10 protein-coding genes are annotated in these 14,385 nt (G+C 61.3%); 2 read left to right on the top strand and 8 right to left on the bottom strand.

Annotated features, from left to right (window positions below; genetic code table 11):
- Positions 1-22 precede the first annotated feature (22 nt).
- Positions 23-2,119, bottom strand: coding sequence for a cytochrome c biogenesis protein ResB (locus CSQ93_RS13340; RefSeq protein ID WP_099378444.1), 2,097 nt, complete (start codon positions 2,117-2,119; stop codon positions 23-25).
- A 184-nt stretch (positions 2,120-2,303) separates the two neighbouring features.
- Complete coding sequence (locus CSQ93_RS13335) at positions 2,304-2,975, bottom strand: c-type cytochrome (RefSeq protein WP_099378443.1); 672 nt, start codon at positions 2,973-2,975, stop codon at positions 2,304-2,306.
- Positions 2,976-3,161: 186 nt separating this feature from the next.
- On the opposite strand from CSQ93_RS13335, the gene yihA reads away from it, so the two are divergent.
- Positions 3,162-3,905 (top strand): ribosome biogenesis GTP-binding protein YihA/YsxC, encoded by a 744-nt coding sequence (yihA, locus tag CSQ93_RS13330; protein WP_034778293.1) that lies wholly within the window; start codon positions 3,162-3,164, stop codon positions 3,903-3,905.
- A gap of 78 nt (positions 3,906-3,983) precedes the next feature.
- Here yihA and CSQ93_RS13325 read toward each other — a convergent pair whose 3' ends face one another.
- The 5 genes from CSQ93_RS13325 to CSQ93_RS13305 all read right to left on the bottom strand — a co-directional run bounded on the left by CSQ93_RS13325 (position 3,984) and on the right by CSQ93_RS13305 (position 11,593).
- Positions 3,984-4,871 (bottom strand): hypothetical protein, encoded by an 888-nt coding sequence (locus tag CSQ93_RS13325; RefSeq protein WP_233516168.1) that lies wholly within the window; start codon positions 4,869-4,871, stop codon positions 3,984-3,986.
- Positions 4,872-5,142: 271 nt separating this feature from the next.
- Complete coding sequence (locus CSQ93_RS13320) at positions 5,143-8,253, bottom strand: efflux RND transporter permease subunit (RefSeq protein ID WP_099378441.1); 3,111 nt, start codon at positions 8,251-8,253, stop codon at positions 5,143-5,145.
- The gene (locus tag CSQ93_RS13315) at positions 8,250-9,422 is read right to left on the bottom strand and encodes an efflux RND transporter periplasmic adaptor subunit (protein WP_099378440.1); all 1,173 of its coding nucleotides are present in this window, start codon (positions 9,420-9,422) and stop codon (positions 8,250-8,252) included. Before CSQ93_RS13315 ends, CSQ93_RS13320 begins: the two co-directional genes overlap by 4 nt.
- A gap of 87 nt (positions 9,423-9,509) precedes the next feature.
- Positions 9,510-10,868: an ATP-binding protein gene (locus tag CSQ93_RS13310; RefSeq protein WP_099378439.1), complete on the bottom strand. Its 1,359-nt coding sequence runs from the start codon at positions 10,866-10,868 to the stop codon at positions 9,510-9,512.
- Positions 10,865-11,593 (bottom strand): response regulator, encoded by a 729-nt coding sequence (locus tag CSQ93_RS13305; protein WP_034753223.1) that lies wholly within the window; start codon positions 11,591-11,593, stop codon positions 10,865-10,867. Before CSQ93_RS13305 ends, CSQ93_RS13310 begins: the two co-directional genes overlap by 4 nt.
- Before the next feature lie 186 nt (positions 11,594-11,779).
- On the opposite strand from CSQ93_RS13305, the gene CSQ93_RS13300 reads away from it, so the two are divergent.
- A complete protein-coding gene (locus tag CSQ93_RS13300; protein WP_158301215.1) occupies positions 11,780-12,316 on the top strand; it encodes a Spy/CpxP family protein refolding chaperone in 537 nt (178 codons plus the stop codon).
- Positions 12,317-12,387: 71 nt separating this feature from the next.
- Here CSQ93_RS13300 and dsbD read toward each other — a convergent pair whose 3' ends face one another.
- Positions 12,388-14,340, bottom strand: a complete 1,953-nt coding sequence (dsbD, locus tag CSQ93_RS13295; RefSeq protein WP_099378437.1) for a protein-disulfide reductase DsbD — start codon at positions 14,338-14,340, stop codon at positions 12,388-12,390.
- Between the last annotated feature and the right edge of the window lie 45 nt (positions 14,341-14,385).

Here is a 14,385-nt window from a genome sequence, read left to right as displayed (position 1 = left end):
AGCGTCCCAGACACAGCGCAGCTTACGCCGATTGCGGCAGCTTTGCCTTCAAGTTCTCAAATTCTTTTTCAAAATCCAGGGTCTTGCGTTGCGTGCTCATGGCCATCAAGGCTTCGCTGCCGCCCTCGCCATCCTTGATCCACACCCACAAGCGGCGCTCGCGAATATAAAACATGGAAAACACGCCGATCACGAGGAACAGGCAACCGAGGTAGACGACGCTCTTGCCCGGCGAACGCGTCACCTGCAGCACGGACGCCTTGATTTCCGTAAAGTCATCGAGTTGCAGATACACGGGCGCGCCATAGAAGAAGCTGTCGGACAGCGCATTCGTGGCCAGTTGCAGGAAGCGGCCGTGCTTGTCATCGGCCTCGATGGCTTTCAAGCCATCCTGGGCGCGCGCCGCCTGCCACAAGTCCCATAGGCTGCCATTCAGGATTTTCATGAAGATATCGGCCGCTTTTTCTTGCTCAGCGGCAGGAATTTTCTCCAGGAATCGCGAAATGGCGAGGAAACCGCCCTCTTGCCCATTGCCGGCAAAGATGCCCAGGCTTTTCGCCGCCGATTCCTGCAACTGGCCGCGCAGGGCTTCCGCGCCCGCCTGCGGCATGGCGCGCGCCGCATAGCGCGTGGCGGCTTGCTGGCGCAGCGCGGGATCTTGCAGCGCGGCACGCAAACGCATCCATTCATTCACGCTGTAATTGTCATCGGCGGGAATGCGCAAATAGCTGAACGGATCGCTGGGGTTGACGCGCATGCCGGCCAGGAACACCGTCGTGCCATCCACGGTGACGGGCTGCATGTAGTTCTGGTACTCGCGCGCCTGGCCCGTCTTGTCGCGCAATTTGTATTGCACCGAGGGACCGACGTTCTTGAGATCCTTGTTATTCGCGTTCTTCGCGGCCGAGCCGAGGCGTTTATCGAGGCCGACGGCGAATTTATCGTTGAAACTTTCCGCCTTGCTGACGGCGCGCACATCCTGGCCCGCGCTGAGGTTTTCCACGTTAAACGGGCGGAAACCCGACCATTCCACCGTATAGGAATTGCCATCGCTGCGCTCGAGCGGCGTGCTGCCGCCCACTTCGCCGCCGATATCGAAGCGTTTCGTCGTCTTGCCCGTCATGGGAAAACCCGTCAACTTGAGCTTGCTGCCGCCATCCTCAAAGCTGGACTGGTACAGGGCCAGGCCCTTGTACAACAGCGGCTGGTTGACTTTGATGGTTGCAGGGAAACTTTCACCCGTTACATGGTCGGTGATGACGACATCGCTGGCAAACAGCTTCGGCATGCCCGTGCTGTAGAAATCAATGTGGAATTTTTTCAGCAGGATGGTGATGGGCAGATCCTGGATCAGTACGCCATCGGCCTGAGGAATGATGGCCGTATTGCTCGACGAGCCTTCCGGAATCATGGTATTGCCACGGAAAGTGGGGTTCGACAGGCTCAGGCGGTGCTGGGCGGGAATATCGGCGATCACGCCGCTGCCGGAAAACGGCGTCTTGCCAAAGAACCATTGCTGTACGCGAATCGGCATTTCCGAATCGAGCAAACCGCCGACGCAAATGATGACGATGGCGCCGTGGGCAAAAATATAGCCCCATTTATTGGCGGCGCCCCGCTTGGCGGCGACCAGGGTGGCGTTGTCCTTCTCGACTACCTTGGCCGCGTAGCCGGCGTCTTTCAGGCGCATCACCATCTGCTGCGCCAGCACGGCGCGCGGCAGCGGCGCCTGCCATTCCAGCTTGTGGTGGAAATTGCGCAGCGATTGCTCGCGCACGGTTTCGCGCCAGCTGCGCATGTCCTTGAGCATCTTCGGCGCATTGCGTACGATGCACAGCGAGGTCGAGGCGACGAGGAAACCCATGATCACGAGGAACCACCAGGCCGAATACACGGAGTACAGGCTCAGCTTGTCGAAGACGGCAAACCAGAACGGCCCGAACTGGTTCACATAATTGGGCATGGGCTCGTTTTGCTTGAGCACGGTGCCGATGATGGACGCGACGGCGATCAGGGTCAGCAGGCTGATGGCAAAGCGCATCGACGAGACCAGCTCGACGAATTCAGCCAGGCTGCGGCGTTGGGTCTTTAACTCGATTCCGGTCGTGCCTGTGCTCATACGTTGATACTCATACGGGATATGCAATCTTCAAGAAAATGTAGGCATGGAGCAGTAGTTTCTCCGCGCAAGGCGGCAGCATACTCCTGTTTGGCCCTTGCCATAAAAAAGGGCAGCCCGTTGAGACGGCCGCCCTTGTTCATGCGCGCTGGTGCGCCTGGCAATCGCTTGCCACTATGAAAACTTACTTCAGGCCGGCGATGTAATCGGCCACGGCGGCAATCTCGTCATCCGACATGCGGGCGGCGATGGTGTGCATTTGCGCGCTGTTCTTGCGGGCATCAGCCTTGGTGCTGCGGAACATGGCCAGCTGGGCCACCGTGTAGTCCTGGTGCTGGCCGGCGATGCGCGGATACTGGACGGGAATGCCATTGCCCGTCGCGCCATGACAGCTGGCGCAGGCAGCAACTTGCTTCGAAGCAATGCCACCACGGTAGATTTTCTTGCCCAGGTCGATCGTGTCCTTGTTTTTCGCGGCGCCCGGCTTGGACAGCTGCGCACCCAGGTAGGCGGCGATATTTTTCTTGTCGGCGTCGCTGAGCATCTTCGCGTACGTCGTCATGACAGGCTGGTTGCGCTCCGGCGTGGTGAAGTCGACCAGTTGCTTGTAGATATAGCTTTCGTGCTGGCCAGCCAGTTTCGGATTGACCGTGATGGTCGAATTGCCGGCCGCGCCATGGCAGGAGACGCAGGCAGGCAAGCCGCGCGCCGCGTCGCCATCGGCGTACAGGGTAGCACCCTTGGCAGCGTCGGCCTTGACGGCCGGTTTCGGTGCTTCGACCGCGGAGGCAGTTGCCGATACAGCCAGCAAAGCGAGCAGCATGGATTTGAACAACGGTGAAAACGCACGATTCATTCAGGCACCCTGAGACAGTGAGAAATTAGTGGTGGACATTGCCGCGCCCTGTGGATTTTTGCTTTATTTTCAGGGCCGCAAGCCGCATCGCTGCTACGCCGGCAACAATAAACAACCCCTTATTGTACAATAGCTTCTTGGCGTTATCGCTCCCTTATCGCTCCCTTTTGTTGCTTTACTACTCCCATGTCAAAACTCTGGCAAGCCCGCTTCTTTACGACCGTCAACCAATTGCGTGACCTGCCCGATACCACGGTGCCGGAAATCGCCTTTGCCGGCCGCTCCAATGCCGGTAAATCGACCGCCATCAACATCTTGTGTAATCAGAAAGGCTTGGCGTTCGCCTCCAAGACACCTGGCCGTACCCAGCACATCAACTACTTCTCCATCGGCGGCGCCCACGTGGCGCAGCACCGCAAGGATGCCACCATCGTCGAAGAGATCGAATGCCTGCTGGTCGACTTGCCGGGCTACGGCTACGCGGAAGTCTCTGGCTCGGCCAAACTGCACTGGCAGCGCCTGCTGGGCGACTACGTGCAGCGCCGCGAGCAATTGGCCGGTTTGATCCTGATCATGGATTCGCGCCGCCCGTTCACCGACCTGGACATTCAGATGCTGGAATGGTTCGCCCCGACAGGCAAGCCGATCCACTGCATCCTGACCAAGGTCGATAAACTGAACCGTAATGAATCCGTGAATGCCTTGCGCCAGGCGAAAGCCAAGCTCGACAGCTACGTGGATGAAGACGGCGTCGGTTTCCCGTTCACCGTGCAACTGTTCTCGGCCCTGAAGCGCGTCGGCATCGACGAAGCCAACGACAAGATCATGGAACTGGCCGGCATCAGCGAAGATGGCGCGGCCCAGATGGTCGAACTGATCGACATGGAAGACGACGTCGAGCCGGAAGCGGGAACCGACAAACCGGCTTGATCGACATCAACGCTGCGTAAAAGAGGCTGCCCGTTCACACGGTGCAGCCTTTTTTATTGCCGTCAGTTTTCCGAGCGCCTAGCGCCGTCCCGGCCCAGAACGCTTCTCGGAAAAGAATTCCTGGCGCAGGAAGGCCATCAGCTCGGCCGTGTCTTCCACGCGGGCGCTGAGGTTGACGTTGCGCCCCAGGCGCCGCGATTCCCAGACGAAATCACCAGGCTTTTCAGCACGAATCAGCTGGATCATCTTTTTCACGATGGCCGTTTCGATATCGGGCTCATTGCCCAGCTCCACTTTTTCCTGCTTCAGCCAATTGCGCTTGAAGTTGCCGTTCCAGCCCTTGAACTTGACTTCCGCGCTGAACGAAGTCTGGTTGACGATGGAAAACACGCCGCCCGAATCCTCGCGGTCGCTGCCGGAATTGCGCCCCTGGGCGCCGGCGATATTCGCCTTGGCCACGCGCATGGCGCGGTCGTTTTCGCTTTCCTCGGCCGGCGGCGCGGGATTTTGCGCCTGGCGCTGTTTGCGGCGCTGCTCAATCATCGAGCTCATGTCTTCAGCGGGCGGCGGCGGCAACGGCACTTTCGACACCAGCGGCGGCGTGAAGGTTTCCAGTTTCGGCTTGTCGCGCGGCACGTCCTTCGTCACTACGCGCTTGCTCGGTGCCGGCGGCGGTTTCACCTTGGCCACTTTCGTGTCCTTCGGTTTCGGCGTGGGCTTCGGCTGCGGCTTCGGTTGCGGCTTGTCTTTCAGCGGCGCAATGTAGACCATCGCGCTTTCCTTCTTCGGCGGCGGAATCTTTTCGATCTTGTCGCTGTGCAACAGGACATACGCCGCCAGCAGCACGTGCAGCAAGACGGACACGCCGAGCGCCACCTTGCGCATGGTGCTGGTCCTGGACCCGTAGGCCGGTGGTGGCTTGATCACTTGCCCGCAGGTGGGGCAAACATCGGAATCGGCAGCCATCAAATGGGTCGTGTCATGCAAAATGAATCGTGCTTTCTGTGTAGCGACAAAAGTAATCTTACAGGGCAGCCATAGTGCCAGAGTCCCTTGCTTTTGGGAACACTTCCTCGGCATTTCCAACCCGAAGCGTACAGGATAGCGACATTCCTTGCAGCGGTATCAGAGTACCCGAGCCGTGCCTTGACGGTTGTTACCGTATGTATCACGGCCCATACAAAACCGGCGCCGCATTCACGCAGGAACGGGGCGCCGGTGGTGGCCGTGTGGCGGCTCAGGACTTGTTGTCGAGTGCCACCAATTGCTCGTCCGTCAACGGTCCCGTGCCGCTGTACTTATCGAGGAACAAATAAATCACGGGCGTGATGAACAGGGTAATCACTTGCGAAAACAGCAAGCCACCGACCACGGCCAGGCCCAGCGGCTGGCGCAATTCGGCGCCGGCGCCCAGGCCCAGGGCGATCGGCAAGGCGCCCATCAGCGCCGCCGCCGTGGTCATCATGATGGGGCGGAAACGCAAGATGCACGCCTGGCGAATGGCCTCGGCCGGCGCCAGCCCGTCGTTGCGCTGCGCATGCAGGGCAAAGTCGATCATCATGATGGCGTTTTTCTTGACGATACCGATCAGCATCAAAATGCCGATGATGGCGATCATTGTCAGGTCCATGCCGAACAGGCGCAGGGTCAGGAGCGCCCCCACGGCCGCCGACGGCAAGCCGGCCAGGATGGTCAGCGGATGGATGTAGCTCTCATACAGCACGCCGAGCAGCACATAGATCACGGCCAGCGCGGCAATGATGAGGATGATCTGGCTCGATTGCGAGCTCTGGAACACGGCCGCATCACCGCCGTAGCGCGTGATGATGGAAGCCGGCAAGTTCATGTCCTTGGCCATCACATCGATCTTGCCCGTGGCGATACCGAGCGGCACGTCGGGCGCCAGATTGAAGGCGATGGTGACGGCCTGCAACTGCCCCTGGTGATTCACGGACGTGGGACCGATCGTGCGTTCCACATAGGCAATACTCGACAGTTTCACCAGTTCGCCCGTCTTGCTGCGCACGGACACGCGCGTGAGCGCATCGTCATACTGGCGGTCGGCCGTGGCCGCTTCCAGGATCACGTAATAGCTGGCGGCCGACGAATAGATGGTCGACACTTGCCGCTCGCCAAAGGCGCTGTACAGGGCCGTGCGGATGTCGGACATTTGCACGCCCAGCAGGTTGGCCTTGTCGCGGTCGATCCTGAGCGACGCCTGCAAGCCCTTGATCTGCGAATCGCTGGTAACGTCGCGGAAGGCGGGATCCGTGCGCATACCGGCGATAAACTTTTCCGCCCAGTCATTCAAGGCGTCGGGGCTGACGCTTTGCAGGGTGTACTGGTAGCGGCTCTTGCTCTGGCGTCCGCCCAACTGCAAGTTTTGCACGGGACGGAAATACACGGCCATGCCGGGCACGGTGCTCGTCGCGCGGCGCAGGTTTTCCAGCACCACGGGCATTTTCGGCCGCTCGCTGCGCGGTTTCAAGACCATGAACATGCGGCCCGTGTTGCCGCCGCCGACGAACGAGGTCACATCCTGGACGCTGGGGTCCGCCTTGAGCACGGCCGCCACGCGGGCTTGCAAGTCTTGCAGTGCCGCCGAGGAAATATCCTCCGACGCTTCCGTATTCACCTGGATCTGGCCCAGGTCTTCCTCTGGGAAAAAACCTTTCGGTATCGTGGCGTACAACAGCACCGTCAGCGCAAAAGTACACACGGCAACGAACAGCACCACATTGCGGTGCGCCAAGGCCTTGTCGAGCAGATGCACATAACCGTTGCGCAATGCCGTGAAACCCGCTTCGAAATGGCGGCCGATAAAGGTTTTTTCGCCATGACTGGGGTCGCTGTCATTGTGCTCGCGCGAATCGGCCGGCAGGAAGCGGCTGGCCAGCATCGGCACCAGGGTCAGCGACACAATGGCGGATACCAGCACGGCCAGCGAGACGACAACGGCGAACTCATGGAACAGCAAGCCGATCACGCCCGGCATGAAGAAGATGGGGATGAACACGGCCACCAGCGAGACGGAAATCGAGATGATGGTAAAGCCCATCTCTTTCGCCCCTTCCAGGGCCGCGCGTATCGGTTTCTTGCCCATCTCGATATGGCGCACGATGTTTTCCAGCACCACGATGGCATCGTCGACAACCAGGCCCACGGCCAGGGTAATGCCCAGCAGCGAGACGTTGTCGAGGCTGTAGCCGAGCCAGTACAGCAGGGCCAGGGCGCCGAGCAGGGAAATCGGCATGGTGACGGCGGGAATGAAGGTGGCTGCCGCGCGGTGCAGGAACAGGAAGATCACCAGCACCACCAGCACCACCGTCAGCGCCAAGGTCAGATTCACGTCGTGGATGGCTTCACGGATCGACAGCGAACGGTCGTTTACCAGGCTGATCTGTATCGATTGCGGCAATTGCTCCTTGAAGCCTGGCAACAAACGACGCACGCCATCGACCACTTGCACGGTGTTGGCGTCCGGTTGGCGCTGCACCATCAGGCTGATCGAACGCTCGCCATTGAAACTGCCGACGGACTTGATCGACTGAAAACTGTCTTCCACCTCGGCCACGTCTTTCAGCCGCACGGGCTGGCCATTGCGGCTGGCGACGATCAATTCGGCAAAATCGGCCGCTTTCATCATTTGCGGATTGCCCTGGATAGTCAGGGTCTGGCTCGGACCGTCAAGGATGCCCAGCGGGGAATTCGTGTTCGAGGTGCGCAAGGCGGTGGCCAACTCGTCCATCGTCAGGTTGCGCGCATTCATCAGGTCGGCACGGGCGCGCACGCGCACGGCAAAGCGTTTCTGGCCATTCACGATGACCTGGGCGACGCCAGGCAAGGTCGACAGGCTGGGCGCGATCAGGTTTTCCGCATAATCATTGAGGTCCGACAAGTTCAGCGACGGCGACGTCATCTGGATGAACAGCACGGGCGCATCGGCCGGATTGACCTTGCGGTAGGACGGCAAATCCGTCATTTCCGTCGGTAACTGGCGCTGCGCGCGCAGCAGGGCCGCCTGCACGTCGACGGCCGCCTCGTTGACGTTGATGCTGGCGTCAAACTCCAGGGTCAGCGAAGTATTGCCCAAGGTACTCGTGGACGTGATCAGGCTGAGGCCGGAAATGGTGGAAAACTGCTTTTCCAGTGGCAAGGCCACCGACGAGGCCATGGTTTCCGGGCTGGCGCCGGCCAGGTCGGCGCTGACATTGATGACGGGCGTGTTGTAGCTCGGCAAGGCCGCCACGGGAATTTGCAGATAGGCCAGCACGCCGGCCAGGATGATGGAGAGGGACAGCAGCACCACCATGACGGGGCGGCGGATGCTCAGTTCGGACAGGTTCATGCTGGCTTGCCCTGCGGTGCGGCGGCGCCATCGGCAGCCTTGTGTTTTTCCACCAGGCGCACCTTGCTGCCTGGGCGCAAGTTCTGCTTGCCATCGACGATGACTTTTTCATCGCCTGCCAGACCAGTGACGACGGCGCTCGGTCCGAATGCATACACGCGTGTCACCTTGCGCATCTTGGCCGTACTGTCCGCTTCCATCGAGTACACGAAGGTGCCGGAGGTACTCGTGATGATGGCATTCTGCGGGATCACCAGCGCATCCTTGAGGGTGCGCACGGTCAGCTGCGTATTCACGTACTGGCCTGGCCACAAATCGGTGCCGCCATTATTGAAACGCGCCTTGATCCTGATCACACCCGTGGCGGGATCGACGGCATTGTCGATGAAGTTCAGTTTGCCATCGAGCTGCTTGCCGCCCGCATCGGACAACAGCGCCGTGACAGGCACCTCGCCCGCCTTTTGCGCCGCCAGCAAGCCGGACAGGCTGCTTTCCGGCAAGGTGAACGACACGTCGATCGGGTCGAGCTGGGTGATGCTGGTAAGCGACGTGGTCGGCTGCACCAGGCTGCCTGCGTAGACATTGATGGCGCCCACCCTGCCCGCCTGCGGCGCGCGCAGGACGGTGTAGCTGGAATCGACCTGGGCGGCGCGCAAGGCGGCCTGGTCGGCGGCCAGCAAGGCACGAGCCGCGTCGAGCTGGCTTTGCAGGGTATCGACGGCGCCCTGGGCGATGAAATTCTTGCTCAGCAAATCCTGGTTGCGCTTGAGCTGGCGCTCGAAGTCCTGCACCGAAGCGCGGTCGCGCAAGACCTGCGCCTGCGCCTTGTCGACATTCGCGTGCTCGCTGCGCGCGTCCAGCGTGAACATCAGCTCGCCCTGCTTGACGAACTGGCCTTCGCGGATATGCACCTTGGTAATCGTGCTGGTCGTCTGCGGATGCAAATCCACGCTGCTGATGGGCATCACGCTGCCATTGGCTTGCAACACCATCGGCACATCCTCGCGCACGGGCGTGACCACGCTCACCGTCGTCGGCGCCTGTCCACCCTTGCCCCCTTTGCCATCCTGTCCGCCGCTCGCCGCGCCGGACTGATGATTGAAATACCAGATGCCGCCACCGATACACAGGGCCGCACCCACGAGGATTGCCAGACTAGTCTTTTTCATTGTTCTGTCACGCTGTTGCAGCGCAGGGCTGCAGGTTGAAGGTAGTTGCCAGGGGGCATAAAGCACAATATTGTCGCACGGAAATGCTCACTTTCCTGCGTAATACTCTGGCACGATCAGGGTGACTTCCAGTCCACCGTCGACATGATTGAGCAGTGAAACCGTGGCGCCGTGCTGCTCGGCAATATTGCGCGCGATGGTCAGGCCCAGGCCCGTGCCGCCAGATTCGCGCGAACGCGAAGTCTCGATGCGGTAAAACGGTTCGAACACTTTCGCCAGCTGATCTGGCGCAATGCCTGGCCCGCCGTCGCGGATGCGGATGCGCGCGGCACCGGGAATGCGTTCGACGGTGACCTGCGCGTACAGGCCATATTTGACGGCATTGTCGATCAGGTTCACCAGGCAGCGCCGCATCGCGATCGGGCGCGCCATCAGAGCCATGCCTGCCTGTCCACCTAGAGTGACTTTCTGGCCGGCATCTGCCGCATCGGAGCAGACGCTGTCTAACAGGGAATCGAGATCGAGCGCCTGCATCGCTTCCGTGCTGTCCATCGAGCGGGCCAGGTCCAGCCCTTCCTTGACCATGCTTTGCATGGCCGACAGGTCGCCCACCAGGCGGTCATACAATTCCGTATCCGCCACTTTTTCCAGGCGCAGCCGCAAGCGCGTCAGCGGCGTCTGCAAGTCGTGCGTGATGGCTGCCAGCATCTGTGTCCGCTGGGAAATATGCTGGCGGATGCGCGCCTGCATGGCATTGAAAGCGGCGCTGGCCTGGCGGATTTCGCTGGCGCCCGACAGGGTCAGCGGCGGGTGATTGATGTCATTGCCCAGGTCTTTCGCCGCCTGCGCCAGTTGCTTGAGCGGGCGCATGGTCATGCGCGTGACCAGGTAGGCGAGGATGGCGATACTGATCAGGAAAGGCAGCAAGGTCATCCAGTCGTTATGTTCATTGAACGGCGGCTGCTGGCGCGGCGGCAACACCATCAGGCGCAGCACGTGGCCATCCTGCATGCGCACGTCGAGGTTTTCGCACGTGCCGCCCCATGGCTTGGCGGAAAACATGCCCGGCGACTGGCGCGGCTTGACGCAGGCGGCCGGGCGTTCGGCCAGCGCGCTGACCTTGAAACCTTCACCCAGCTTGGCTTGCAGGGCGGTGGAAAACTCCGTCGGCGCGCCGGGCGTATGTGCCGTGTCAGGACGCAATTCCAGCCGCACGCTGCCCTTGTTGGCCACCTTCAGGTAGGCGGCGCGCGAGGCCAGGGGCACCACGTCGGCCGCCATCACCAGCTGCTCGGCCCGCTCGACGGCGTGATAGTCGCGGTATTGCTCGATGGCGCGCTGGCGTTCGCCCACGGCCAGCCACTGCGTCAGCGCGGCCGAGGCGACAATGCCGATCAGCAAGAACATGAAGACGCGGCCCGTCATCGATCCCAGGAAGGCCTTCACGCGTGCGGCTCCACGTTGACCTGGCCGGCCAGCACGTAGCCGCCGTTGCGCACGGTCTTGATGATTTGCGGCAAGCGGGCATCTTCACCGAGTTTTTGCCGCAAGCGGCTGATCTGGATATCGATCGAGCGGTCGAACGGGTCGGCGTCGCGGCCCTGCGTCAGGTTCAGCAACTGGTCGCGGTTGAGCACACGGTTCGGATGCTCGAGGAACACGCGCAGCAAGCGGAATTCCGCGCCCGACAGCATGATCACCAGACCGCTGGGATTGAGCAAATGGCGCGCCGTCAAATCCAGCGTCCAGCCAGAAAAGCGGATTTGCTGCGCCTTGTCCGACGGCACGTTCGACGGCATGGCATGGCTGCGGCGCAACACGCTGCGTATGCGCGCCAGCAATTCACGCGGTTCGAACGGCTTCGGCAAATAATCGTCGGCGCCCATTTCCAGGCCCAGGATGCGGTCCAGCGGTTCATTGCGCGCCGTCAACATGATCACCGGCACCGTCGATTGGGCGCGCAGCTTGCGGCACAGGGTCAAGCCATCGTCGCCAGGCAGGTTCAAATCGAGCACGATCAGATCGGGCCGCGTTTCATCGAGGATTTTCCACATGGCCGTGCCATCTGCCGCGCCCAGGGTGCGGTAGGCGTTCGTTTCCAGGTAGTCCGCCAGCAAGCTGCGGATATCGCGGTCATCGTCGACGATGAGAATTGTAGAAGTGGGTTCCATGGTACGAATTATCCCCACTTCCCCCGGCCTTGCACAGCGCATTTGTATCGTCTTGTATATAGGAGACCCGAAGAAACATATAGATACAAACTGTCTGGCAGCGGACACTTCGGGGAAACATGGCGCGTCCAACATAGATTCATGTGCAGCAACATGTACATCCCTCACTTTTACAAAGGAATCCAGATGAACGCCTCAATGACAACCTTGCGCAAGAATTTGATCATCGCCATGAGTGTACTCGGCATGGGTGCGGCATCGCTGACCGTCCACGCCCAGGAAGCGGCCGCCAGCGCGCCTGCCGCCAGTACCAAGATGCAACATGAAGGCCAGCGCGGCCAGCACCGCGCAAGCAACCCGGCCGAACGCATGGCCAAGTACCAGGCCCGCCTGCACGACAAGCTGAAGCTGACAGCCGCGCAAGAACCGGCCTGGGCCACATTCACGGCCGCCAACGCGCCGAAAAAACCGATGGGTGACTGGAAAGCCAAGCACGAAGCGATGGCCAAGCTGTCGGCGCCGGAGCGCATGGAGCAATGGATCGCCATGTCGAAGGAACGCATCGCCAGCCAGGAAAGTCGCCTGGCCTCGCTGAAAACCTTCTACGCTGTGCTGACGCCCGAACAAAAGAAAGTGTTTGACGACAGCGTGCCTGGCGGCAAGCACGGTGGCCACCACCGCGGCGGGCACCATGGCATGCATCAGCAGCCCAAAGCTGGTTAAGTTTTAACTGGCGCAGAAACAGAAAAAGCCTGCATTGCAGGCTTTTTCTTATTCGCGAGACAAGCGACCGCTTATTGCCCGTCGAGCTTACGCAACGAGGTCAGGAAAGTGGCGGCGTTCTGGAAGCCGATCACGCGCGACTGGGCAATTTCCTGCCCTTGCTGGTTGAACATGATGATGCCCGGCGGGCCGAACAGCTGAAAACGTTTCAGCATGGCCTTGTCGTCCGCATCATTGGCCGTCACGTCCACTTGCAGCAGCACGGCTTGTCCCATTTTCTCGCGCACGGCGGGATCGACGAAGGTCAGTTTTTCCATCTCGATGCACGACACGCACCAGTCCGCATAAAAGTCCAGCAGGGCCGGCTTGCCGTTCAGCTGGGCCAGCGCCGCATCGAGCTGCGCCACGGTCTTTACGCGCGTAAATGGTTGCGCGTGCACCTGGCCACCGCCGAGGTGCGCCAGTGGCGCCAACGGGTCGCGGCCACCGCTGGCCACGCCCACCAACTGCATCGCCCCCAGCACGGCAAACACGAAGCCAAAGGCCTTGGCGATCCAGGCGTTCTGCGCGCCGCTCTTGCCCACCAGCAGATACATGCCATAGCCGACGAACAGCACCGTCCAGCCCAGCATCTGCACGGCGCCAGGCAGCACGGGCGAGACCAGCCACCAGGCCACGCCCAGTTGCAGCACGCCAAAGAAGCGTTTGACGGCATCCATCCAGGCGCCGGCGCGCGGCAGCAAAGTGCCGGCCGACACGCCGACCAGCAACAAGGGCACGCTCATGCCCACGGCCATGGCAAACAGGGCGCTGCCGCCGATGACGACGTCGCGCGTCTGGCTGATGTACAACAAGGCGCCGGCCAGCGGCGCGGCCACGCAGGGTCCCACGATCAGGGCGGAAATGGCGCCCATGACGAACACGCCCGCCAGGCGGCCCGACGATTGCTGGTTCGACACGGACGTCAGCTTGCCTTGCAGGAAAGCCGGCACTTGCAATTCATAAAAACCGAACATCGACAGCGCCAGGGCAGCCATCAGCAAGGCAAAGAAACCCAGCACCCACGGGTTTTGCAGTTGCGCCGCCAGGCCTTCGCCCGCCAGGCCGGCCGCCACGCCCAGCGCCGTGTAGACGATGGCCATGCCCAGGGCGTACGTCAGCGACAGCAGCAAGCCGCGTGAACGGCTGACCTTGGCGCCATCGCCGATGATGATCGACGACAAGATCGGCACCATCGGCAGCACGCACGGCGTAAAGGCCAGGCCCAGGCCCAGCAGCATGAACAGGGGCACGATGACGAGCAATTTTCCGCCCTTCAGTGCCGCTTCGATCTTGCCCATCTCGCTTTGCGCGGGCGCGGCGCTTGCCGCCACGGGGGCCGCCGCCACCGGCTCGGGTGTGCTGGTGATGTTCGCCTGGGGAATGCTCAGCACGGACACGCCAGGCGACGCCTGCGCCTGCGGGCCGTTGACGGCCGCCGTGTCGACTGCGGGCGCGGCCGGCAGGGCGAATTTCGACGGCAGACCTGTGCCCGGCGCGATGCTCTGGCCGCCACCACCGCCCACGAGCTGGGCCGTGGCATCCTGCGGCGCATAGCACAGGCCCTTGTCGGAGCAGCCCTGGCCCGTCGCCTTCAGGGTGAACGCGCCTGCCGCGTCCACGGGTATCGTGATGGTAAGGGTCTTGCGGAAGGTTTCCACGTTCTTCTGGAACGTGTCGTCGAACTTGACCTTGCCAGCCGGATACACGGGTGTGCCCAGCTTGGCGCCCACAGCTTCAAATTTAAAACGTTCGTGGTACATATAGTAGCCATCGGCGATCACATACGTGACGGCGATGGTGGACGGATCCTGCATGCGGGCGGAAAACTTGAAGGCCAGTTCGGGGTCGAGGAATTCATCATCGGCACGGGCCTGGCTTGCGCCAAAGACGGCCATGACCAGCAGCAGACAGGTGGCAAACCAGAGCAGCAGTTGATGCAGGGGAGCGGCGCGCGCGGTGGCGCTGGAGGGGAAACGGGACATGAACGACCTTTTTCTGCGGCAACAGCTGTGCCATTCGACAAGAGT

This window comes from Janthinobacterium sp. BJB426 (assembly GCF_002735705.1).
Classification (GTDB): Bacteria; Pseudomonadota; Gammaproteobacteria; order Burkholderiales; family Burkholderiaceae_D; genus Janthinobacterium.
Note: the sequence above shows the minus strand (reverse complement) of the source record. Positions and strands in the feature narration are given on the sequence as shown.